General features: G+C 69.8%; 22 protein-coding genes. 10 read left to right on the top strand and 12 right to left on the bottom strand.

The window, feature by feature from the left end:
* Positions 1 to 10: 10 nt before the first annotated feature.
* Together NR810_RS04260 and NR810_RS04255 are read right to left on the bottom strand one after the other, a co-directional pair.
* Complete coding sequence (locus NR810_RS04260) at positions 11 to 1030, bottom strand: S-adenosylmethionine:tRNA ribosyltransferase-isomerase (RefSeq protein WP_257448142.1); 1020 nt, start codon at positions 1028 to 1030, stop codon at positions 11 to 13.
* Positions 1027 to 1767: an SDR family NAD(P)-dependent oxidoreductase gene (locus NR810_RS04255; RefSeq protein WP_257448139.1), complete on the bottom strand. Its 741-nt coding sequence runs from the start codon at positions 1765 to 1767 to the stop codon at positions 1027 to 1029. The genes NR810_RS04260 and NR810_RS04255 overlap by 4 nt, the downstream gene beginning before the upstream one ends.
* 82 nt (positions 1768 to 1849) lie before the next feature.
* On the opposite strand from NR810_RS04255, the gene NR810_RS04250 reads away from it, so the two are divergent.
* The 7 genes from NR810_RS04250 to NR810_RS04220 all read left to right on the top strand — a co-directional run bounded on the left by NR810_RS04250 (position 1850) and on the right by NR810_RS04220 (position 9232).
* Positions 1850 to 2410, top strand: a complete 561-nt coding sequence (locus NR810_RS04250; RefSeq protein ID WP_257448136.1) for a helix-turn-helix domain-containing protein — start codon at positions 1850 to 1852, stop codon at positions 2408 to 2410.
* Positions 2411 to 2511: 101 nt separating this feature from the next.
* Positions 2512 to 4008, top strand: a complete 1497-nt coding sequence (locus NR810_RS04245; protein WP_257448133.1) for a hypothetical protein — start codon at positions 2512 to 2514, stop codon at positions 4006 to 4008.
* Between the two features lie 156 nt (positions 4009 to 4164).
* On the top strand, positions 4165 to 4749 hold the full coding sequence (locus NR810_RS04240; protein WP_257448130.1) for a hypothetical protein: 585 nt from the start codon (positions 4165 to 4167) through the stop codon (positions 4747 to 4749).
* Positions 4750 to 4918: 169 nt separating this feature from the next.
* Complete coding sequence (locus tag NR810_RS04235) at positions 4919 to 6331, top strand: cytochrome B6 (RefSeq protein ID WP_257448128.1); 1413 nt, start codon at positions 4919 to 4921, stop codon at positions 6329 to 6331.
* A gap of 86 nt (positions 6332 to 6417) precedes the next feature.
* A complete protein-coding gene (locus NR810_RS04230) occupies positions 6418 to 7269 on the top strand; it encodes a class I SAM-dependent methyltransferase (protein ID WP_257448125.1) in 852 nt (283 codons plus the stop codon).
* 117 nt (positions 7270 to 7386) lie between these two features.
* Positions 7387 to 7869, top strand: a complete 483-nt coding sequence (locus NR810_RS04225) for a DUF3060 domain-containing protein (protein ID WP_257448122.1) — start codon at positions 7387 to 7389, stop codon at positions 7867 to 7869.
* 100 nt (positions 7870 to 7969) lie between these two features.
* The gene (locus NR810_RS04220; protein ID WP_257448119.1) at positions 7970 to 9232 is read left to right on the top strand and encodes an amidohydrolase family protein; all 1263 of its coding nucleotides are present in this window, start codon (positions 7970 to 7972) and stop codon (positions 9230 to 9232) included.
* Here NR810_RS04220 and NR810_RS04215 read toward each other — a convergent pair.
* Together NR810_RS04215 and NR810_RS04210 are read right to left on the bottom strand one after the other, a co-directional pair.
* The gene (locus NR810_RS04215; RefSeq protein WP_257448116.1) at positions 9177 to 9824 is read right to left on the bottom strand and encodes a methyltransferase domain-containing protein; all 648 of its coding nucleotides are present in this window, start codon (positions 9822 to 9824) and stop codon (positions 9177 to 9179) included. The genes NR810_RS04220 and NR810_RS04215 overlap by 56 nt on opposite strands.
* Before the next feature lie 80 nt (positions 9825 to 9904).
* Positions 9905 to 10516: a 2OG-Fe(II) oxygenase gene (locus NR810_RS04210; RefSeq protein WP_257448113.1), complete on the bottom strand. Its 612-nt coding sequence runs from the start codon at positions 10514 to 10516 to the stop codon at positions 9905 to 9907.
* A gap of 42 nt (positions 10517 to 10558) precedes the next feature.
* On the opposite strand from NR810_RS04210, the gene NR810_RS04205 reads away from it, so the two are divergent.
* The gene (locus NR810_RS04205; RefSeq protein WP_257448110.1) at positions 10559 to 11179 is read left to right on the top strand and encodes a DUF4230 domain-containing protein; all 621 of its coding nucleotides are present in this window, start codon (positions 10559 to 10561) and stop codon (positions 11177 to 11179) included.
* Positions 11180 to 11219: 40 nt separating this feature from the next.
* Here NR810_RS04205 and NR810_RS04200 read toward each other — a convergent pair whose 3' ends face one another.
* The 6 genes from NR810_RS04200 to NR810_RS04175 all read right to left on the bottom strand — a co-directional run bounded on the left by NR810_RS04200 (position 11220) and on the right by NR810_RS04175 (position 16330).
* Positions 11220 to 12467: a tetratricopeptide repeat protein gene (locus NR810_RS04200; protein ID WP_257448107.1), complete on the bottom strand. Its 1248-nt coding sequence runs from the start codon at positions 12465 to 12467 to the stop codon at positions 11220 to 11222.
* A gap of 36 nt (positions 12468 to 12503) precedes the next feature.
* Positions 12504 to 13055: a DUF2378 family protein gene (locus tag NR810_RS04195; RefSeq protein WP_257448104.1), complete on the bottom strand. Its 552-nt coding sequence runs from the start codon at positions 13053 to 13055 to the stop codon at positions 12504 to 12506.
* Positions 13056 to 13131: 76 nt separating this feature from the next.
* The gene (locus NR810_RS04190) at positions 13132 to 13680 is read right to left on the bottom strand and encodes a DUF2378 family protein (RefSeq protein WP_257448100.1); all 549 of its coding nucleotides are present in this window, start codon (positions 13678 to 13680) and stop codon (positions 13132 to 13134) included.
* An 85-nt stretch (positions 13681 to 13765) separates the two neighbouring features.
* A complete protein-coding gene (locus NR810_RS04185) occupies positions 13766 to 14317 on the bottom strand; it encodes a DUF2378 family protein (RefSeq protein WP_257448097.1) in 552 nt (183 codons plus the stop codon).
* Positions 14318 to 14621: 304 nt separating this feature from the next.
* Positions 14622 to 15302, bottom strand: coding sequence for an HAD family hydrolase (locus NR810_RS04180; protein WP_257448096.1), 681 nt, complete (start codon positions 15300 to 15302; stop codon positions 14622 to 14624).
* Between the two features lie 14 nt (positions 15303 to 15316).
* Positions 15317 to 16330, bottom strand: a complete 1014-nt coding sequence (locus NR810_RS04175) for a zinc-dependent alcohol dehydrogenase family protein (protein ID WP_257448093.1) — start codon at positions 16328 to 16330, stop codon at positions 15317 to 15319.
* Between the two features lie 99 nt (positions 16331 to 16429).
* On the opposite strand from NR810_RS04175, the gene NR810_RS04170 reads away from it, so the two are divergent.
* Positions 16430 to 17344: a LysR family transcriptional regulator gene (locus tag NR810_RS04170; RefSeq protein ID WP_257448090.1), complete on the top strand. Its 915-nt coding sequence runs from the start codon at positions 16430 to 16432 to the stop codon at positions 17342 to 17344.
* On the opposite strand, the gene NR810_RS04165 is transcribed toward NR810_RS04170, so the two are convergent.
* Positions 17320 to 17946 (bottom strand): DUF2378 family protein, encoded by a 627-nt coding sequence (locus NR810_RS04165; RefSeq protein WP_257448087.1) that lies wholly within the window; start codon positions 17944 to 17946, stop codon positions 17320 to 17322. The two genes, NR810_RS04170 and NR810_RS04165, sit on opposite strands and share 25 nt — an antisense overlap.
* 155 nt (positions 17947 to 18101) lie before the next feature.
* Entirely contained in the window at positions 18102 to 20159 is a 2058-nt protein-coding gene (locus tag NR810_RS04160; protein ID WP_257448084.1) for a response regulator, read from the bottom strand.
* Between the two features lie 78 nt (positions 20160 to 20237).
* On the opposite strand from NR810_RS04160, the gene NR810_RS04155 reads away from it, so the two are divergent.
* On the top strand, positions 20238 to 21044 hold the full coding sequence (locus tag NR810_RS04155; protein ID WP_407653757.1) for a DUF2270 domain-containing protein: 807 nt from the start codon (positions 20238 to 20240) through the stop codon (positions 21042 to 21044).
* Positions 21045 to 21063: the final 19 nt, after the last annotated feature.

Genomic DNA, 21063 nt, shown 5'->3' with positions numbered 1-21063 from the left:
GGCTCCGGGGTTACAGGATGAGGCACGAGTCCCCGAACTCGTGCCCCAGGTAGCCTCGTGACTCCGCGAGCACCGTGGCGGCGCGCAGCAACTCCAACGGCGCGAACGCCTGGAGCAGGGTGAAGTGGCTGGTGCCGGGCTCGTGCATCCCGGAGAGCAGCCCGTCCACCACCCGGGGGACGAAACCGGGCCCCAGCAGGAGGTCCGTCACGCCCTCCCCCGGCTCCAAGCGGCCCCCGCCCTGCGCGGCGCGCCCCTCCAGTGCGCGGACCACGGTGGTGCCCACGGCCACCACGCGCCCACCCGAGGCCCGTGTCTCGTGAATGGCCTCGACGGTGGAGGCGGGCACGTCGAAGCGCTCGGGACGGGGAAGCGCGGCATCCAGCGCCGCATCTCCGGTGGAGGACAGCCCCGCGGCATGGGTGAGCGAGGCCAGCCGGACGCCCCGGCGCTTCACGTCCAGCAGCAGCGACCAGGTGAGCGGCAACCCCGCGGAGGGTGTCTCCACGGCCCAGGGGCGCGCGGCGTAGGCCGTCTGGATGTGCCAGAGCGCGAGCGGGCGCTCCACGTGGGCGTACTGCACGGGCCGCCCGGCGCGGTAGAGCGCGGACCACAGCGCCGCCCCCTGGGCCTCGAACGCCACGCGCAGGAACCGGGGAGAGGGAGGCAGCACCTCCACCACACGCGCCCCCAGCTCGCCGAAGACGAGCCGCGCCCCCTGGGCCACGGGTGGAGGCGGTGGCCGATCCTCGGTGCGGGTGCGCCAGTCCCCCTGGCCGAAGAGGACGGCGGTCCACGTCCCCTCCTCCTCGCGGGACACGAGGCGAAGCTCGATGGGGGCACCCGACTCCGTGCGGCCCTGCAAGGCCGCGGGGAGCGTGGCGGCGTCGTTGAGGACGAGCAGGTCCCCCGGACTTAGCAGCCGGGGAAGGTCCGTCATCCAGACGTCATCGAGACGGCCGGAGCGGGGGGCCACGTGGAGCAGGCGCCCCGAGTCCGGGTGTTCACGAGGCCAACGGGCGGCGTTCATGCGGCCTCCGACGGTGACACCTGCACGCGAGCGGCCTCCAGCCGAGCGCCGGACGGGTGGACATGGGCGGACTCGATGAGGGCCACGATGCGGGTGGCCACGTCCTCGGGACGGGCGAGCGTGGAGGGATCGGCCTCGGGGATGGCATCGCGGTGCATGCGGGTGTCCATCTCGCCGGGGTCCACGTTGAGGAAGCGCACGCCCGTGCCCTCGAGCTCGGCGGCCCAGATGCGCCCGAGGTGCTCCAGGGCGGCCTTGGACACGCCATAGGCGCCCCAGCGGGGGTAGGCGGCGACGGCGGCATCCGAGGTGAGGTGCACCACCACGCCCTCACCGCGCAGCACCATGGGCCCCGCGATCGCCTTCGTGAGGCGGAAGGGGCCCACGAGGTTGACGTCCAGCACGCGTCCGAGGTCCTCGCACGCGGTATCCAGCAGCAGCGGCAGCGGCGTGGGGCCGAGCGTGCTCGCGTTGTGGATGAGGACGTCGATGGGTCCCACCAGCGCGGCGGCGGCCCCCGCCAGGGGATGGATGGCCTCCTTGTCACCCATGTCGGCGGCGAGCGCGTGGGCCTCGTATCCCCGGGCGCGCAGCCGGGAGACCACGGCCTCCATCTCGCCCGCGTTGCGCGAGACCCCCACCACCCGGGCACCCTTCCGGGCCAGGGCCTCCATCAAGGCCTCACCGAGACCCCTGCTCGCTCCGGTGATCAGCACTGCCTTTCCCTCGAGCTTCATGGTGTTTCCTCCTTGCTCAGGAGTACGCGCGAGGTGCCCGTTCGTTGGCGGCGGTGCCAATGCCTTGGCAGAATGCCATCCCATGAGCGACGAGGAACTGGCGGGCTGGCTGGCACGCAACATCAAGGCACTGCGAGAGGCCAGGGGAGCGACCCAGGCGCAGCTCGCGAAGCTGGCGGGGGTGCCCCGGGCGACATGGGCGAATCTCGAGTCGGGGTCGAGCAACCCGACGCTGGCCGTGCTGCGCCGGGTGGCCTCGGCGCTTCAGGTCTCGCTCGAGGAGCTGGTGGCCAGGCCCCGGGCAAGCGTCCGGCACTACCCCCTCAAGAGCCTGCCCGTGCGAGCGCGGGGTCCGGGCTTCGTGCGCAAGCTGCTGCCGGATCCACTGCCGGGCATGGAGTTCGACCGGATGGAGCTACCACCGGGAGCTCGAATCACCGGCGTGCCACACACTCCGGGTACTCGCGAATACCTGGTGTGCGAGTCGGGCCAGCTGGCGCTGGTGGCGAGCGGCGAGCGCTTCCTGTTGGACACGGGAGACGTGGTGGTATTCCGAGGGGACCAGAAACACTCGTACGAAAATACGGGGTCGAAGGTGGCGGTGGGCTACTCGGTGGTGCTCCTCGCGCCCCCGCTGCACTGAGGTGGAGACTCCGCGAGCTCTGAGACTTCCAATCGGATGCCTCATCGGGTGTGCTAATGCGCCGGCCCGAGAGGGTTCTTTCGACGATGGGTGACACCCGAATGCAACGCGGAGCGAGCGTCATCGCGACGTCCGCGCTGCTCTTCCTGCTACCGCTGGCCACCTATTGGCGCACGATCTTCCATCGCTATGGGATGCGCGATGACTACTCGATCCTCCGGGAGGCCCAGGAGGAACCCGGAAAGGTACTGAGGGTCTGCGCCTCGATAGGGCGGCCGCTCTATGGCTGGCTCCTCGAGCTGTCCATGCGCGTGGCCGGAGGAATCGATGACTTGTGCTGGCTGCGGTTCGCCGGGGTCGCATGTCTGGGTGTGCTCGGCGCGGCGGTCTTCCTCTTGCTGAAGCAGCAGGGTTGGCTCCTGCCACACGCCGCGTTGCTCGCGGCCACGTTGACGATGCTGCCTTCCGCGCAGGTGATCGCGAGCTGGGCCATCTGCTGGCCACAAGCCCTGGCGTCGCTGCTGGGGGCGGTCGCCTTCGCGCTCTCGGACTGGGAGGCACATCGCGCTCCCGGGGTGCTGCCACGCGGGAGCGGGTGGATTCTCGCGGCCCTGGTCATGGCCGTGGCGACGCTCACGTATCAACCGAGCGGTCTGTTCTACGCCGTCCTGGTGGCGTCCTGGCTCGTGGCGCGGCGCCACGACACCTTCCGGAGCACGCTCGAGGGCCTGGCGCGTCACCTGGCGGTCATGGGAGCCGGACTGGGCGCCGCGTTCGTCTTCACGAAGCTCTCGTTCGCCATGGAGGTGTTCCAGCCCTCACCGCGGGTCTCCTTCGAGCTCCACTGGTTGGACAAGGCGGCCTGGGCGATGACTCACGCGCTGCCCAACACACTGGCGCTGCTCGTTCTCAATGACACCCGTGGCGGACCGACGGAGGCGTTCCGGCTCATGGTGGGGCTGACCCTGGTGACCCTCACCGTAGGGGTCCTGCTCGAGGGCCGTCGCGCCGGACTCGCGGGATGCGGGCGCTGGCTCGTGGGGCTCGCGGCGCTATCGGCGGCGGCCTACTGCGTCAGCTTCCTCGCGCATGAACGCTGGCCGACCTATCGCACCATCTACGCGCTCACCGGGGTGTGGAGCGTCTTCTTCGCCGCCTCGCTGGTGAACCTCGGAACCCTCTTGCCCACCGGAGGACAGAAGGTGGCGACCGCCCTGCTCGCGTGTCTCGCGGCGGCCAGCGTGGTTCTCGCGAATCGGCAGTCCTTCGAGCTCTTCGCACTGCCCCAGAGCCGCGAGCTCGCGCTCATGGAAGAAGGCGCACGCCGGGCCGTGCTGGCGGAGCAGCCACGCATCTTCGTCATCACCGTCCTCCAGGACGACACTTCGGCGCCGCGCCGGTATCTGGATGAGTTCGGCTCTGTCTCCATCGACGCCGAATGGATGGCCAAGGAGGTGCTGAGGCAGGTGATGAAGGAGCGCTTCCCGGAGGTACGCGACGTGAGCGGCGCTTATCGCTTCGCCACCGGGTCACGCGCCCCGGAACCCGGCGGCTACGACATCCTGATCGACCTGCGCCGCCTCCGCCAGGGGACGTGAGATATGGAACGCTGTCATCGCTGCAACACGACCTACGAATCCTGGGTGCCCGCCTGCGAGAAGTGCGGAGCACTCATGCCCGAACGGAGCGACTCCCCGGAGCCACCCAAAGCCCCCAGCGTCGACAGGCCCAGGGAGCCCACGGAACTGGAGTCCATGATCAGCAGGGAGAAGACCCGGGCCTTCATCGCCCTGGTTCCCCTGCTCTTCTGCTGCGCCTTCCCGAAGAACGCCTCCGTCTGCCTCCTCGTCATTCCCTGCGTCATCAGTGTCTACTACTCCTACAACGCCACGATGCTCGCCCCGCATGGCAAGCCCGGGAGCGCCGCGTTGTCCGGGTGGCTCGGCCTCGGGGGGATCGTCGGCTGTCTGTTGCTCGGGTTGGTGTACGAGAGTCGGAAGGACGAGGTCAGGAAGCAGGAGAAGGAAGAGCGGATGCGGATGGTGCGCGACCGGCTCGCCAACCGGGACGAGACGCTGGAGAGGATCTCGCGTGACGGAGCGTGTGACCGGCTCGAGATGGAGCTGCTCTACGGCTACCACAGCGACCCCTACGGTTTCGACCTCACCAGCGCGTTGAGCTGCGAGTCCGCGACCTTCGAGCAGGTCGGAACGAAGGCCGTGCTCAGGGGAGTACGGCTCGAGACGAAGAAGGGCTCCGCGAACGTGTCCGCCTGCTTCGAGCGGAACAAGCTCTCCTGGAACCTGATGCAAGTGGGCGGCGATGTGAGCTGCTTGTGATGAACTGGGCGCGGGTAAGCCCGGGAGACGGAGTGCTCTTTCCACCAGTGCACGTCCGTGAAGCCCAGCGATGAACAGTCGGGAGCCGCCGCTCCCAGGTGACACTCCGCACCTGGAATCCAATCCCTACCGTTGGGGCCCCCTTTTCCTCGCACTGGGAGGCCCCGACGTGAAACACCTCAGACGCCTCATCCCCGCCACTCCCGTTATCGTCACGGCCCTCTGGGTCGCTGGCTGTGCCGCCCTGGCCCAGGACACGGGCAAGCCCAGGAACAAGCAGCCCGCCAGTGGCTCGGACATCCTCAAGTCCGAGCCCTCCAACACCTCCGAGGCCCGCCCGAACGCCAGCGGCAAGCCGCTCCCGAACCGGGACGAGGTGACACGCAAGCAGCGCCAGTACCTCGAGCAGCGCTATGACCTCTCCGGCCGCACGCACCCCACCCTCCGCATGTCCGGTGGCCGCAAGGCCGTCCCGGTGGGCCCCACGGCGCGTCTGCCCCAGGGGGTGACGTGGGACGCGCTCGGCCAGATGTCGCCGGAGGAGATGCGCCAGAAGAAGCTCTTCCCGTACACGCCCCTGTGGCACCCGATACAAGAGGTGGGCGGCATGGTGTTCCCGCCCGTGCAGACGAAGGTCGTGGACGGCCTGGAGCGCGTGGACGTGGCCTTCGATCTGCCGGACGCCTACCTGCCGGAGTTCCCCCCCGCCCTCTTCATCACCACCCGTCCCGACCTGGGGGATGTGAGCAAGGGACAGCTCATCACGCTGCAGAACTTCGAGACGCTCTTCCAGGACGTGCTCACGCCCTTCCAGATGGAGGGCATGCGGCTGCTGCTGCAGAAGACGACGGCCCAGCGCCACAACCTCACCCTGGACCGCTCCACGGCGCGCCCGGTGGAGGGTGTCTCCTGCCTGGATTGCCACGTGAACGGCCACACCACCGGCCAGTTCCATCTCACCCCGGACGTGCGGCCCCAGAACGAGCGCTTCCGCCTGGATACCACCTCGCTGCGAGGCCTCTTCGCCCAGACGCGCTTCGGCTCCAAGCGCACCCTGCGCTCGCTCGAGCAGTTCGCCCAGACGGAGGAGAACTCCGCCTACTTCGACGGCGACATCGCCCTGGCCGAGCGCAAGGGCGCGCGCCACTTCACCGACCGCGAGCAGATGGCGATGGGCCACATCCAGAACATCATCGACTTCCCGCCCGCGCCCAAGCTCACCGTCAACGGGCGGCTGGACCGAACCCAGGCCACCGAAGCCGAGCTGCGCGGCGAGGCCGTCTTCGACAAGCACTGCGCCAGCTGCCACCCGGCGCCGTTCTACACGGACAACCTCGCCCATGACCTGCGGGCCGAGCGCTTCTACAACCACGTGGGCTCCACGCCCACGGGCGCCAGGGGCCGCGCCGAGGGTCCCATCAAGACGTTCACCCTGCGCGGCATCAAGGACTCGCCGCCCTATCTGCACGACGGGCGCCTGCTCACGCTGGAGGACACGGTGGAGTTCTTCAACATCGTGCTCCAGTCGCGCATGACGCAGAAGGAGAAGGCCGACCTCGTCGAGTTCCTGCGCGTGTTGTAGCCGCTCCGAATCGGGACCCGGGTGGGTGCTACGCTGGCCCACCCCTCCGGCCAGAGCGCCGTGGGGTGGACCCCTGGAGTTCGCGCGTGAGCCCACTCATGGAAGAGCGTCCTCGTCTTTCCCTGCCATTGACCGCGGCGGGTTACGCAGCGGCCAATGAGGCCTTCCGGCGTTGCTGGTCGGCGGACCGCGAGGAGGTGCTGTCGTTCCTCCAGGCCCATCCGCCCACGAGCGGTACCGAGAACCTACGGGTGCTGGGCATCGGAGTCGGAGACGGCTCGTTCGACCTGCGGATCATCGACACCCTGCGCACGCTGAGGGGCGGGGTACCCATCTCCTACGTGGCCGTCGAGCCCAACGAGGCGCAGCTCGCCGGCTTCCGCTCGCGCGTGAGCGGGGCTCAGGAGCAGGGGACCCAGTTCACCTTCCTGGCGCTCCAGGCCGAGGACTACGTGCCCGACGGGCGCTTCGACCTCATCCACTACATCCACTCGCTCTACCACATGCCCGGCGCCGAGGAGCGCCTGGTCCGCATGTCGTTGGAGCACCTGCGCCCCGGCGGCAAACTGCTGATCTCCCTCTCCTCGGAGCGAGGCGGCATCTACCAGTTGATGCAGCGCTTCTGGAACGAGATCGACTACAGCTTCTTCACCCGGGGGCTGTTCGGCCAGGAGAGCCTGCGCGAGCTGTTCGAGCGGAACGGCATTGCCTACCAGTACGAGCTCTACCCCCAGGTGTCGATCGACGTGAGCGCCTGCTTCGAGCCGGATTCGGCGCAGGGAAGGCACCTGCTCGACTTCCTGCTCCAGGCCGACATGCAGCGAGCCCCCGAGCCGCTGCGCCAGCGGGTGCTCGAGGCCCTGGCGGAGCTGTCCCGGGTCGTCGAGGGCCGGCGCCTGCTCCCGCACCCGAGCGGCGTGTTCACCGTATCCGGGTGACGGTTGTCGAGAGAGCCATTGCACTTCGATCCCGATACGGATGGAGTGCGCCGCCAGCGGAGGCCGCCCTGGCTTCCGCGCTACATGCCATGGGGCATCATCAAAGGGAGGGGTCCTATGTCGAAGGTCATTCGCGCGGCGGTACTGTCGGGAGCGCTGTCGAGCCTGCTGCTCGTTCCGAGCCTGGGCGCCGCGCAGGACAAGGCGCACGTGAAGGTGGGCAAGAACGGCCAGGTCGAGGTGAAGACGGACGACACGTCGGTGAGCGTCGATGGTGAGAAGGCCACCGTCCAGACGGGCGGTGCCGGGACCGAGGCTGGTGGGAACATCTCCATCAGCGGAGCGAACAGCCAGGAGACGCACCGCTGCTCGCCGAAGACCGAGGTGGAAATCACCGGCAGCGACAACGAGGTGACGCTCACGGGTGACTGCAAGAGCGTCAGTGTGAACGGCTCGGGCAACAAGGTGCAGGTGGAGGCCGCCGCCGCCATCACCGTGATGGGTGCCGATAACGAGGTCATCTGGAAGCGCGGCGTGGGCGCCAAGAAGCCCAAGGTGAGCCGCACCGGCACGGACAACAAGGTGACGCAGGCCCGCTGAGCGCGGGTCCGCGGCGGACGTGGCGCCGCGGCTTCCGGTTGGCGACGGGCTCGAATGAGGGTAGTTCGAGCCCGTCACCCCCTTCCGTGAGGACGATGCCTTGGACTCGCTACGCGCGCTCTTCTCGTTGGCCGTGCTGCTCCTGTCTTGGGGCAGTGCATGGGCCCAGGTCACCGCCATCCGCGCCGGCAGGCTCGTGGACCCGGAAACGGGCACCGCGCTCGCGAACCAGGTCATCCTCGTGGAGGGCTCGCGCATCAAGGCCGTGGGCCCGGGGCTCGCCATTCCCGAGGGTGCCACCGTCATCGACCTGTCGGGTGCCACCGTCCTGCCCGGCCTCTTCGATGCCCACACGCACCTGTGTGCCACGCTGGACCCCTCCCAGGACGGAGGGGAGTTCCTCCTCATGAGCCTCCGGAGCCGCGCCGGCTACCGCGCCCTGCGAGGAGCCGCCCATGCCCGCGAGATGCTGGAGGCGGGCTTCACCACCGTGCGAGACATGGGCAACGCCGGAGACTACGCGGACATCGACCTGCGCCGCGCCATCAAGGAGGGGCTGGTGTCCGGCCCCACCATGCTCGCCGCCGGCCGGATCATCGCCCCCTTCGGCGGCCAGTTCGGCGTGCGCACCCGGCGTGAGGTGCTCGAGGATCCCGAGTACCTCTTCGCCGACACCCGCGATGAGCTGCTCAAGGCCATCCGCGAGAACATCTTCTTCGGGGCCGACGTCATCAAGGTCGTCGTCGATGGACAGCGCTATGCCTATTCGACGGAGGACCTGCGCTTCATCGTCGCCGAGGCCGGCAGGTCCGGGCTGAAGGTGGCCGCCCACGCCCAGACGAAGGAGGGCGCCCATCGCGCCATCGAGGCGGGGGTGGCCTCCGTCGAGCACGGCTTCAAGGCGACGGACGAGGACCTCGCGCTCGCGAAGAAGAACGGCGTGGTGCTCGTCAGCACGGTCTTTCCCGAGGACGTGCTGCGCGCGTTCGGCTGGGACGCCGCTGGCGCCCGGCGTGTCCACGGCAACCAGGTGGAGCGGCTCGATCGCGCGTGGAAGGTGGGCCTTCCCATCGTCTTCGGCTCGGATGTGATGGTGGAGGTCCAGGGCCAGACGCGCGGCTCGCTCGCCCTCTCCTATACCGATAGCTTCGTCCGGGCGGGCATCCCCCCCCGGGCCATCCTCCAGTCGATGACGACCCATGCGGCCCGGCTGCTGGGCGTGGAGAAGGAGCGGGGCGCCATCAAGCCCGGGTTCTTCGCCGACCTCGTCGCCACCCCGCGCAATCCCCTCGACGACATCCAGGCGCTCAAGCAGATCCACTTCGTGATGAAGGAGGGCCGGGTGGTGCGGCGCGCTCCGTAGCGGAGGCCTTCACCGCGGTCTTCTGCTCCTCGATCGTGTGCGCCATGCGCTCGAGGAGTTGCCGATCCGCGGGGTCCCGCGCGAGACAGTAGACGCCGATGTCACCCTGGCGATGGGACACGACGACGTCCGGGAAGCTGGCCATGACCTCCTCGTGGGACCAGTCGTCCTTGACGTGCGCCTCGAACGGGTTGCCGTTCACCTCGCTCTGGGGATAGTGCTCCACGGGAATCGAGATGATGACGAAGCGGCCGTGCCGCAACAGCCGGTCCGCCAGGTCCACGGCGTGCTGCTTCTCCATGTGCTCCATCACGTCACCGCAGAGCGACAGGTCGAAGCCGCCCAGCAACGACCAGTCCACCCACCGCGCATCGGCCACGATCACCCGGTCGTACAGCTGCGAGAGCTCGAACTCGCGGACATAGGGGCCCCAGACCTCCACCGCCGTCCAGAACTGTCCCTCGACCTGGAAGCCGGCGTACGTCCCACGGCCCGGCCCGATGTCCACGACCCGATCCACGCCCCCGTGTGTCACCAGCCCCGCATAGAGCTGGAACGTCCACTGCTTGCCCTTGGGAGAGCTCATCGCCATGGGTTTCCCCCCTTCCACATGAGCCAGTGCTTCTGCCCCGCCAGGGTACATCCCTTCCAGCGGAGTGCCTCCCTCATTCATCAACCGGCGCTCCGCCCGTAGAACCAGGCGGTGAGCGCCAGCCGGGGGCCATGCGCGGGCAGCACCTCGTGCTCGATGCGCTCGCTGAGGAACACCACGAGCCTGTCCAGCGTGGGCTCCACGTCCACGGGTCCGCCCTCGGGGTAGATGCGCAGCAGCCCGCCGTGAGCAGGCACCCAGTCCGGGTTGAGGTAGTAGATGGCGGTGACGCGCCGGTTGGACTGTCCGGGGAAGGCGTCGAAGTGGCGCGCGTACCGCGCTCCCTCCCCCGGGTACCAGGCGAGCTGCAAATCGAAACGCCCGAGGCCCAGGTACGCCTCCGCCGACAGCGTCTCACCGAGCGCGGCGTAGGCCTCCCGCAGGTGGCCGATCGCCGAGCCCTGCTCCTCCGGCGTCACCCAGGTGATGAAGTCACCGCGCGTGTCCCGGTCCAGCGTGTGGTCCGCGCCGCGACGGATGCCCGCCGGACGCAGCTGGCCGGCCTCGACGCGCGCCCTCGCCTCGGCGTGGACGGCTCGCGCGGCCGCGTCTCCGAGGAAGGACGCACGGGTGAACCAACCCCGCTCACCGAGTGACTGGATTTCTTCATCCCGAAGGGACAGCAGGCTCATGGCTCGGCGAACCCTACCCCACAACGGCTAGAATGGCGGGCCATGGTGCGCCTCCTCCTGCGGGTGTTGTTCCTCGTCGTCGCCCTGGCCGCCGGGGCCGTGGGAACCTTCCTCTGGCTCCGTCCCAAACCCACTCCCCTGCCCGACACCCCAGCGCTCGTCACCCGCGTCCGCGAGGTGGCCCGCCTGGAGACGCTGGATGTGTCCCTCTACAAGAAGGTGGAGTTCTCCCCGGAGCCCCAGGCCACGGAGTCGCTCTGGAAGGACGTCATCAACTGGGCGCGCTACTCCATCCACACGCCGCGCGGCCGCGCCATCGTCTTCGCGGACGTACACCTCGGCTATGACTTCGGCCGGCTGGATGGCTCCTCGCTGCGCGTCCAGGGCACACGCGTGGACGTGGCCCTCCCTCCCCTGGAGGTGAAGGTGGAGCTCAAGCCCGGGGAGACCGAGGTCATCGGCTCCAACCTCGACAGCGCCCAGACGACCCTCCTGCTGGAGAAGGCCCGCGAGGCCTTCGAGCGCGAGGTGAAGGGCGATGTCCGGTTGAAGGAGAAGGCACGCCGCTCGGCGGAGAATACGCTGCGCGCGCTGTTCCTCTCGGTGGGGTTCCGCGAGGTGAACGTGGTGGACGTGCTGCCTCCTCCGGCCACCGCCGGGTGACCCTCACCCCAACCCTCTCCCAGAGGGAGAGGGAGCATCATCAGAGGGCTTCGAGATGGCCGGCGTCGAGCCGGAAGAGGCCGGAAATGCCATCGGGTGCACCGCCCAGCCGCGCCAGCGACTCGCACGCGGCCACGTCCGTCTCGCGGCACAGCAACGCGAACTCCCGCCAGCCCAGGTGGACGCGCAGGGCCTCCTCTCCCGCGTGCAGCACGAGCCGCCGCCGCTGCTCCGCCGTGAGGAGCCGGGCCGCGTCGTACCCGTCTCCCCCAGCCACCGCCCACAAGCCGCTGAAGGTCTCCGCGAGCACCACCTGCCCCTGATCCAACACCACCGGCCGCACCGGCGCGGGCAGGGTCTCGAGGTTGCGCCAGGCCGCCTCGTCCACCGCCTCCGCCGACAGCCCCGCGGGTCCGAGCGTCGCCTCGGGCAGGTAGTGCACGAACTCGGCGTCCTCCAGGACGTAGAAGACCTCGAGCCCGGCCGGTCCTGGCCGATGGAGCGCCCCCACCGCATGAGCCTCGAAGCCGGCGGGCCGCAGCACCGGACGCAACCGCTTCACCAGGGAGCGTGCGTCCGACGTGAGCCCGGGCAGGCCCTGGAGCTGCGCCACCAGCCCCTCCACGTACGCGCCCAGTTCCTGGGTGCCGTCCCGGTAGGCGGTGTAGAGCGAGGCCACGTCCACCCGGCCCACCTCGCCCGAGGCGAGCCTCACCAGCAGGGCATTGCCCTGCCGCCGGCATGCCACGCCGGCCCGGTGGAGCGCGGCCAGCAGCGCGGCGGTGAACTCCGGACGCAGCGCCTGGACGCGAGGCACCGCCGACGGTGGCACGTCCGCCGCCTCCAGCTCCTCCTTGAGCAGCCGTGCCTCCTGATCGAACGGATCCCTCTCCAGCACCTCGGCCACATGAGCCCGTGCCCGGCCGTGCTCGCCCCGCCGCAGCGCCAGCACCGCGAGCACCTTGAGGGCCTCGGGATCTCCCGGGTTGAGGACGAGCGCCTCTCGCAGCACCGCCTCCGCGTCGCCCGGACGCTCCAGCCCCAGCAGGGCCCGCGCCAGCCCCAGGCGGACCTGGATGTCCTGGGGGAAGTCGCGCCGGAGCACCTCCAGCAGACGCAAGGCCTCGCGCTCGGCCCCCGCGTTCATCAGCGCATGCGCCACGGTGAGCCGCAACGTGGGCCCCGGCGTGTTGCCCGCCACGGTGCGGAGCGCCTCCAGCTCCGCGTCGCTCAGTGTCTCTCCGGCCTCCACCTTGCGGCGGATGCGCTCCAGGGAAGTGGGGTCCACGAGGCGAGTCTATCCGCCCGCCGCGCACACGGCGCATCACTCCCAGGAGATGTCGTATTCACTATCGAGTGGTCCCGTCTGGCGGCCGACGACCGTCACGTTCCGGGCGTTCGTCTTCCCGAGCAGCTCCAGGAAGATGCCCTCCAGGTACGGGTAGGGCAGGAACCCGCCCTTGATGCTCCAGAGGCAGCTCGTCACCCCCGTCCACCGCAACGCGTGCTCGCCATAGCTCAGCGACACCCGGTAGCCCGTGGGAGTGCTGTTCAACAGCCGCTTCGGCTCTCCCCCACCCATCACCAGCAGCATCCTGCCCGCGTTGGAGCCCAGGAAGTCACTGGCGGCCCGCCGCCCCAACAATCGCAGTGCCGGCTCCCAGCCTCCCAGCCGCCCGGCCAGCGTCTCCATCGCGACGGAGATGAGCCGGAGCTGCAACCCGACGGGGTAGCTGAAGAGCTCCACGAACTCCTCGTGTCCGCTGACCTCCCGGCAGCGCCGTACCAACGCCTCGTCCCCGAGCTCCCCGATTGCCTCCAGGAGTCCCCGGAGGAACATGCCTCGCACGGTGTCCTCGGGCGTCGCCAGCTCCATGCGCCGCTCCAGATCTCGCGCCCACTCCTCTGGTGACGCTGGTGACGCCAGGCCCATACCCCCCCTTGTTCATGAGCTATTGCCAGGAGATGTCGTACTCGCTGTCGAGCACACCCGTCTGCCGGCCGATGACCTTGATCTTGCTGGCATTCAACCGCTCGAGCATCGCCACCAACTGCCCCTCGTGGAACTCGGGGGGCATGAAGTCGCGCGTCATGATGAACCGGCAACACTGCGGTCCCAGCCACTTCACCGAGCGCTCGCCATCCACCGACACCTGGTAGGTCGACGGCAGGTTGTTCACCAGCCGCTTCGGCTCGCCGCGGACCAGCACCTGCATCGTCCTGCCCGCCTCGGACTCCAGGAAGTCCATGGCGACGCAATGGCCCAGCAGCCACAGGGCCTGCCCGGAGTCCCCGTAGCGCGCCGCCAGGGCCGGCATCGCCGTGTCGACCAGCTGGAGTTGCAGCCGGATGGGGTAGTTGAAGAAGTCGGAGAAGCGCTTCTGCCCACACACGGCGGTGCAGCGGTTCACCAGGGCCTCGTCTCCCAGCGCCCGGATGGCCTTCAACACACTTTGGAGGAACAACCCACGTGCCATGTCGTTCGGAGTCGTCAACGCCATCCGCTGCGCCCACCCCGACCTCGGAGAGGCCACGTTCCAAGCCACCGCTGCGCCACTCATATGCCCCTGCCCCCTTGATGCCTGCTCACTGCCAACAAAACTCACACTCACTGTCGAGCCCTCCGGTGGGCCATCCGCTCACCCTCACCTCCCGCGCGCCTCCCAGCTCCAGCAGCGTCGCCACCGTGCCCTCGTGGAAGGGGTGGGGCATGAAGTCGCCCCTGAGGACGAAGCGGCCGCTGCGAGGACCCGTCCACCTCAACTCGTACTGGCCGTAGCTCACCGACAGCCGGTAGGCCGTGGGCAGCGTGCTCAGCAACTGCCTCGGGCTCCCCGGAGACAGCGACAGCATCGCCTTGCCCGCCCCGGCCTTCAGGAAGTGCTTCGCGCCCAGGCGCCCGAGCTGCCGCAGCGCCTCCTCCGCGCTGCCGAACTCCTCCGCCAGCGCCGGCAGCGCGGCGGAGACCATCTGCCCCTGCAACCTCACCGGGTAGCGGAAGAAGTCCAGGAAGCGCTTCTCCCCACTCGCCTCCACACAGCGCCTCACCAGAGCCTCGTCTCCCACCGACTGCAGGACCGCCAGCGTGCTGTTGAAGTACAGCCCGCAGACGGTGTCCTCCGCGGTCGCCAGGCACATCCGACGCTCCAATTCCTGTTCCCAGGTGTCTGACTTCACCCACCTGGAACGCGCGCTGGTGCTCACGGCCATGTGTGCCCCCTGGGCAGGAATCAGCCTGATTGAGTAAAGGCTATCCTAATTGCTCCAAGTCGGCCTGTCAGCACAACGGCCCTCCTCCCCGCGCCTTTCCCCCGAGGAGGGACGGGCTTTTCGCCCGCCCATCCACCCGCGTTGTGGGATTGTACCGGCAGCGCACGGCACACACTGTGTTTGTGAAAGCTTTCAGTCCTGCAAGGGTTTCCGCTTTCCGGTGGGGTGGAATTCAAACAGCCCCGCCAAAGAGCCGCCGCTCGAAGTCCACCGGCAGGGTAGTGAAGTCACCAATGACCCAGTGGGCACCGGCGTCGATCAGGACCTCGGCGGGCGTCATGGTGGTGACGCCCACCGCGAGCATCCCGGCGGCGCGCGCCGCGCGGATGCCGTTCACCGCGTCCTCGAAGACGACGCACGTGGAGGGCTCCACCGAGAGCGCCCGCGCGGCGGCGAGGAAGATGTCCGGCGCCGGCTTGCCGCGCGTCACGTCCTCCGCGCCGACCACCTGGGCGAAGTGCGAGCGCAGCTCCAGGCCGTCGAGGACGAAGGCGCGGTTGGCGCTCGGCGCGGCCGTGGCCACCGCGAGTTGGAAGCCCGCGCCGCGCAGGCGCGCGAGGAGCTCGCGAGCCCCCCGCAGCGGCGACAGGTGCGGCGCGTAGAGCTCGCGGTAGTGGGACTCCTTGCGCTCGGCCAGCCGCGTCAGCTCCTCGGGCGGCACGGGACGGCCGAGCAGCGCGGGGAAGATCTCCTCGTTGCGCTTGCCGGCGAACTCCCGCTCGAAGCGCTCCACGGGGACGTCGAGGCCGAGGCTCTGGGACATGGACACCCAGGCCCGGGCGTGGAAGAGCATGTTGTCGACGAGGGTGCCATCCATGTCGAAGATGGCGGCGGAGAGGGGATGGAGGCTCATGACCTCCTCCCGTATCAGCCGGGGAAGGCCAGGGCTACCTTGCCGAAGTGTTGCCCGCTCGCCAGGTGTTCGAGCGCCGCCCGCGCTTCCGTGAAGGGGAACACCCGGTCCACCACGGGGCGCACCGAATGGACCTCCAGCGCGCGAATGAGGTGCTCGAGGCTCGCCCTGCTCCCCGCCGACACCGCCCGCAGGGTGACACACCGGCGGATGGCCTGCGTCAGCTCCAGCTCCGAGCGCGTCTCCTCCAGGAAGCCCAACACGCTCACCTCGCCGCCCAGGCGCACCGCGCGCAGCGCGCGCCCCAGGTTGGCCCCGCCCGCCACCTCCACCACGTGGTCCACCCCGCGTCCGCCCGTGAGCGCCAGCACCGCCTCGTCCCACTCCGGCGTCTTCCGGTAGTTGACGCCCGCGCTCGCGCCGAGCGCCTTGGCCCGGGCCAGCTTCTCGTCACTGCTGGACGTCACCAGCACCCGCGCCCCGGCCAGCCGCGCCAGTTGCAGCGCGAAGAGCGACACGCCTCCCGTGCCCTCCACGAGCACCGTGTCCCCGGGCCGCACCCGGCCCACCTCGAAGAGCGCGTGCCACGCCGTCACCGCGGCGATGGGCAGCGTGGCGGCCTCCACGTCCGACAGGTGCGCCGGCGCATGGACGAGCCCGTGCTCGGGCACCTTCACGTATTGCGCCAGCACGCCATCGGTGGGCCCGCCCAGCCGGCGCGCCACCAGCGAGGGCACGGGCGCTCCCGCCACCCAGTCCTGCACGTACGAGAGCACCACCCGCTCCCCGGGCTTCACGCGCGTCACCTCGGGCCCCACCGCCACCACCTCGCCCGCTCCATCGGACAGCGGAACGAGCGGAAACCGCAGGTTCGGGTCGTACGTGCCCCGCATGAGCACCAGGTCGCGATAGTTGAGCGAGGCCGCGCGCATGCGCACGACGACCTCGAATGGGCCCGGCACGGGGTCCGGCCGCTCGGTGAGCACCAATGAGTCCAATCCGAATCCGCGCAGCTCAAATGCCTTCATGTGATTACTCCTCGTGGATGAGACACCCGGAGGATGCGCTGCCCCCTCCGGGCGCGAAACCCGGGGACGGCGCAGGTACACCCTGCGAAAATGCAGGGCATGCACCATTGGGATGACCTGCGGGTGTTCCTCGCGGCCCACCGGGGCCGCTCGCACGCGGCGGCCGCGCGGCTGCTGGGCGTGGACGCGACGACGGTGGGCCGCCGGCTCTCCGCGCTGGAGTCGGCGCTCGGCGCGCGCCTGTTCGACCGGACGCGAGAGGGACTGTCCCTCACGCGAGAGGGAGCCCGCGTGCTCTCCATGGCCGAGCACATCGAGGAGCGGTTCCTCGGCCTCGAGCGCGAGGTGGGCGGCAGCGATGTCCGCCTCGAGGGCCTGCTGCGGCTGACGGCCGGCGAGGGGTTGATGAGCCTGGTGCTGGTCCCCCACCTGCTGGAGTTCCGCGAGAAGCACCCGGGCATCGACCTGGAGCTGCGCACCGATTCGCGCCCGCTCGACCTGGCCCGCCGGGAGGCGGACGTGGCGGTGCGCCTCTTCCGCCCTCGCGAGGAGGCGCTCGTGGTCCGGCGGCTCGGGTCGCTGCCCTACGGCCTCTATGCCAGCGAGGCCTACCTCGCGCACCGGGGCCACCCGCGCACGCAGCGCGAGCTGTCCCGGCATGACTTCGTCACCTTCGACCCGTCCCTGGACTCCGTGCCCGAGATGCGCTGGCTGCGCCGCCACGCCCCCGGCGCGCGCTACGCAGTGCGCACCAACAGCACCTCGGCGATCCTGGCCGCCTGTGCCTCGGGCCAGGGCCTGGCCGCCGTCGCCACTGCCTTCGCCAGCGCGAACCCCCGCCTGGTGCGCGTGCTGCCCGGCGCGAAGCTACCCACCCGCGAGGCGTGGAGCGCGGTGCACCAGGATCTGCGCGGCAATGCCCGCGTGCGCGCCCTCCTCTCCTGGCTGGTGGACCTCTTCGCGCGGCTGGAGCGCGGAGCCGCGCCCGCTCACGCCTCCCAGGAGACGTCGTAGTCGCTCTCGAGCGTGGAGAGCTGGGACCCGCGCACCCGCGCGCCCCGGGCATTCACCTTGCGCAGCACGCCCAGCAACATCCCTTCTTGAAAGGGATAGGGCATGAACTCGTGCCGCATGGTGAACCGGCCACGCCTGGGCCCCGTCCACACCACCGAGCGCACCCCGAAGCTCACCGAGGCCCGGTAGGCCGAGGGAAGATTGCCCACCAGCCGCTTCACGTCTCCCCCGGCCAGCAGCTGGAGCGTCAGGCCCGCCGCGGACGCCAGGAAGCTCTCCGCCGCCCGGGAACCCAGCTGCCGCAGCGCCTCGTCGAAGCTCCCATAGCGGCCCTCCAGCATCCGCGCCGCGGTGAACACCATCCGGAGGTTCACGCTGACGGGGTAGATGAAGAAGTCCACGAGGTTCTCCTCCCCGCTCAGCCGCTGGCAGCGCCGCACCGCCTCCTCGTCCCCGAGGGTGCGCACCGCGTCCAGCGTGGCCCGGAGGAACATGCCTCGCGCCGTGTCCGACGGGGAGGCCATCGCCAGCCGCCGCTCCAGGTCCTCATCCGAGCCGGGTGGAGCCATCGACATCGACCACCAGGCGCTCTCCTTGCCCATGTGCATGTCTCCCCCTTGGTGAGCCAAGTCCCCGCACCCGCCCACATTGTACCCGCTTCATTTCGCTCCGTCAGGGGAGGGAAGGCACGTTGAATCTTCGTGTCGCACTGTCCTTGAAGAAATCCATTGCGACTGCTCGCGCCCGGCGCGGTGACTCACGCGGAAGGGGGTGCCGACCCGGCTCCGCCGGTGGCCGAGGGTGACTCCGACTGGCCGAGGAACTCGTCCAGCGCGCCCACGTCGATGGGCTTGCGGAAGACGGCGTCCACCAGCGCGAGGTTGGAGCGGTTCTGCCCGCGCACATCCATGCCCGTCACGATGGCCAGCAGCGCGTGCGGGGAGCGCTTGCGCAGCTCGCGCGCCACCTCCCACCCCGAGATGTCCGGCATCACCGCGTCCAGCAGGGCGGCGTCGTAGCGGCGCTCCTCCCACAGCTTCAACGCCACGTCCCCGCTGTGGGCCACCTTCACGTCGTAGCCCTCCTCGCTGAGCACCTCCGCCATCATCCGCGCGTTGTCCGGATCATCGTCCACCACCAGCACCCGGCGCGTCTGCTGGAAGCGCCGCGGGCTCACCACCGAGGTCCGGCTCACCGCCGTCCGCTCCGCCTCCTCCTTCGTGGAGCTCGCCAGCGGCAGCCGCACCACGAAGGCCGCGCCGTCTCCTTCCGGCAGGTTCTCCACCGTCAGCTCGCCGCCCCAGCGCTGCACCTGGTTGCGCGCCACCGCCAGCAGCAGCGAGAGCTGAGGAGCGCCCGCCTCGCGGTTGAGCGGGTCGAACATGCGCGTCATCTCCTCTTCCTCGTACAGGGCGCCGGAGTTCTCCACGCGCAGCATCACCCACCCGTCCGACTCCGTTCGCGTCTCCACCACGACGCGCCCACCCTCGTCGCCCAACCGCTCCTTGGCGGCCAGCAACAGGTTCACCACCAGCTCGCGGAAGAAGCCCTGGTCCGCCCGCACCGCGCACGGCTCTTCCAGGCGCAGCTCCACCGACACCGGGTGCTCGCCCTGCTCCAGCTCCGCCCGCGCCAGCTCCAGCGCCTCGTGCACCGTCGCGTCCACCTGGACGTCCACGAGCTGCTCCTCGGTGCGCTGCACGTTGAACTCCTGCAGCCGCGCCACCAGCTCGCCGATCTGCCCCACCGTCTTGTCCAGCGCGTCCAGGTGCTCGGGCTTGGAGTCGCGCCGCAGCAGGGTGATGCGCAGCCGCAGCACGTTGAGGAAGTTGTTGAGCGCGTGCGCCGCGCCACTGGCGAGCTGCCCCAGCGCCTGCGTTCGCGTGCGTTGCAGCAGCCGCCCCTGCAGCCGCCGCACCTCGTCATGGGCGCTCATCAGCGCCTTCGTCTTGGTGGCGGCCTCGGTGCGGTCGGTGAAGGTCTGCAGGACACCGGCCAGCTCGCCGCCCTCCTCCCAGACGGGCGTGGCGCTCATCTCCAGGGTGGCCTCGCCCCCGCCGGGCCGCTCCACCACCATCATCACCCCGCGCACCGGCCCGCGCTCCTTCATGGCCCGCATGAAGGGCATGTCGGCCACCTTGAAGGGTGTGCCGCTGGGCTGACGCGCGTTCACCTGGGTGAGCACCGCCGTCAGCGGCGACTGCGAGCGCGAGCCCACCACGGCCCGCATGGGCACGCCGAGCAGCCGGCTCACCGGCGGGGTGGCGAAGGACACCGTGCCATCCACCTCGGCCAGGAGGATGCCCACCTCCACGTGGTGCAGCACCGACTCCATCACCGCCGCCTCGCGGAAGCGCACCTCCTCCGTCCTCAGCACCCGCGCGAAGGAGGCCTGCGCCGAGGCATGCGCCTCGCCCACCAGTTCCACGATGAACGTGGCCACCTCCGGCTCCAGCTGGCCGTTGCGCCGCGCGTAGACGTAGAGGAGCACCTCCTCCAGCGCCTTGAACTCGCGCGCCAGGTCCTCCACCTCGAAGCGCTGGTCATACCGGCGCGCCCCATGGGGACGCACCACCTCCGGCCAGAGGACCAGCGCGTCCCTCCCCCGGTCCCTGAGCAGACGGACGAGCTCGTCGACGAGCCGGCGCAGCGGGGCACGCAGGTTGCGGCCGGGGATGTCCAGTTCATACGTCTCCGCTCGGATGCGCTTGGACCACAGGCGCACCACGCGCTCCTCCTCCTCTTCCAGGAGCTGAAGCAGGGCGGCCACCGGATCCACGGGAGGCGGGGTGTCTTGGAGGAAGGGGATGGCCATGGTTCCTCCGGGAGAGAGTGGGCACGGCGTGCGGCTACGGCTACCCGCCCGCCCGGGCGCTCACAGGGAGGAAAAGGAATGGCCAACGAGGGTAACGAGCGCGACAAGAACGAGTACGAGGCCGTACCGCTCTCGGACGCGGCCATGGCCCAGCTGTTCCGGGGCGAGCTCACCCGCTCGGACACCTGGCGCTCGCGCCTGGACAACACCACCAACTGGGCCATGACCACCACCGCGGCCGTCGTCTCCTTCGGCTTCTCCTCGGCCGCGTCCCATGTCGTCTTCCTGGTGGGCATCTGGATGGTGGTGTCGTTCCTGTCCATCGAGGCGCGCCGCTACCGCTATTACGACTTGTGGATGAGGCGGGTGCGCCTGTTGGAGGAGGGCTACTGGATTCCCATGCTGCGCCGCGAGCCGGTGGACCCGGACTCCCTGCGCGAGCTGGTCACACTGATGGAGCGGCCGCAGATCCAGCTCTCGGTCTTCTCCTCCATCTCCACCCGGCTCAACCGGGCCTACGGGCCCATCCTGCTGGTGCTGACCCTGGCCTGGTTCGTCAAGGTGTACAGCCACCCGCAGGCGCCCCTGAACTTCGGCGAGTTCGTGAGCCGGGCACGCATCGGCCCCATCCATGGCGGCTTCGTCATGATGTTCTTCTTCGTGCTGGTGCTGCTCTTCGCCTACCTCTTCGTGGCCTCCTTCTTCACCCGGGCGCCCCTGGGAGAGCTGCGCAGCCGGCCGCGGGGGCGCCGCGCCACCCTGTGGGAGTCCTTCTACCGGCCCTACGCCACGCTCAGCCCCCGCCGCCGCAACCGCCGCAAGGCGCCTCCCGCCCCCCAACCCCCCTCGGAGCCGCCTCCCATCCAGACTCCACCCATGCATTAGCCAGGCTGAGCCAGGGACG

The organism is Archangium lipolyticum (assembly GCF_024623785.1).
Lineage (GTDB): Bacteria > Myxococcota > Myxococcia > Myxococcales > Myxococcaceae > Archangium > Archangium lipolyticum.
Note: the sequence above shows the minus strand (reverse complement) of the source record. Positions and strands in the feature narration are given on the sequence as shown.

Excerpts from the sequence above, each read along its gene's own strand:
- NR810_RS04260 (WP_257448142.1), bottom strand. The coding sequence starts at position 1,030 with ATGAACGCCGCCCGTTGGCCTCGTGAACACCCGGACTCGGGGCGCCTG.
- NR810_RS04255 (WP_257448139.1), bottom strand. The coding sequence starts at position 1,767 with ATGAAGCTCGAGGGAAAGGCAGTGCTGATCACCGGAGCGAGCAGGGGT.
- NR810_RS04250 (WP_257448136.1), top strand. The coding sequence starts at position 1,850 with ATGAGCGACGAGGAACTGGCGGGCTGGCTGGCACGCAACATCAAGGCA.
- NR810_RS04245 (WP_257448133.1), top strand. The coding sequence starts at position 2,512 with ATGCAACGCGGAGCGAGCGTCATCGCGACGTCCGCGCTGCTCTTCCTG.
- NR810_RS04240 (WP_257448130.1), top strand. The coding sequence starts at position 4,165 with ATGATCAGCAGGGAGAAGACCCGGGCCTTCATCGCCCTGGTTCCCCTG.
- NR810_RS04225 (WP_257448122.1), top strand. The coding sequence starts at position 7,387 with ATGTCGAAGGTCATTCGCGCGGCGGTACTGTCGGGAGCGCTGTCGAGC.
- NR810_RS04215 (WP_257448116.1), bottom strand. The coding sequence starts at position 9,824 with ATGGCGATGAGCTCTCCCAAGGGCAAGCAGTGGACGTTCCAGCTCTAT.
- NR810_RS04210 (WP_257448113.1), bottom strand. The coding sequence starts at position 10,516 with ATGAGCCTGCTGTCCCTTCGGGATGAAGAAATCCAGTCACTCGGTGAG.
- NR810_RS04205 (WP_257448110.1), top strand. The coding sequence starts at position 10,559 with ATGGTGCGCCTCCTCCTGCGGGTGTTGTTCCTCGTCGTCGCCCTGGCC.
- NR810_RS04195 (WP_257448104.1), bottom strand. The coding sequence starts at position 13,055 with ATGGAGCTGGCGACGCCCGAGGACACCGTGCGAGGCATGTTCCTCCGG.
- NR810_RS04190 (WP_257448100.1), bottom strand. The coding sequence starts at position 13,680 with ATGGCGTTGACGACTCCGAACGACATGGCACGTGGGTTGTTCCTCCAA.
- NR810_RS04185 (WP_257448097.1), bottom strand. The coding sequence starts at position 14,317 with ATGTGCCTGGCGACCGCGGAGGACACCGTCTGCGGGCTGTACTTCAAC.
- NR810_RS04180 (WP_257448096.1), bottom strand. The coding sequence starts at position 15,302 with ATGAGCCTCCATCCCCTCTCCGCCGCCATCTTCGACATGGATGGCACC.
- NR810_RS04175 (WP_257448093.1), bottom strand. The coding sequence starts at position 16,330 with ATGAAGGCATTTGAGCTGCGCGGATTCGGATTGGACTCATTGGTGCTC.
- NR810_RS04170 (WP_257448090.1), top strand. The coding sequence starts at position 16,430 with ATGCACCATTGGGATGACCTGCGGGTGTTCCTCGCGGCCCACCGGGGC.
- NR810_RS04165 (WP_257448087.1), bottom strand. The coding sequence starts at position 17,946 with ATGGGCAAGGAGAGCGCCTGGTGGTCGATGTCGATGGCTCCACCCGGC.
- NR810_RS04160 (WP_257448084.1), bottom strand. The coding sequence starts at position 20,159 with ATGGCCATCCCCTTCCTCCAAGACACCCCGCCTCCCGTGGATCCGGTG.
- NR810_RS04155 (WP_407653757.1), top strand. The coding sequence starts at position 20,238 with ATGGCCAACGAGGGTAACGAGCGCGACAAGAACGAGTACGAGGCCGTA.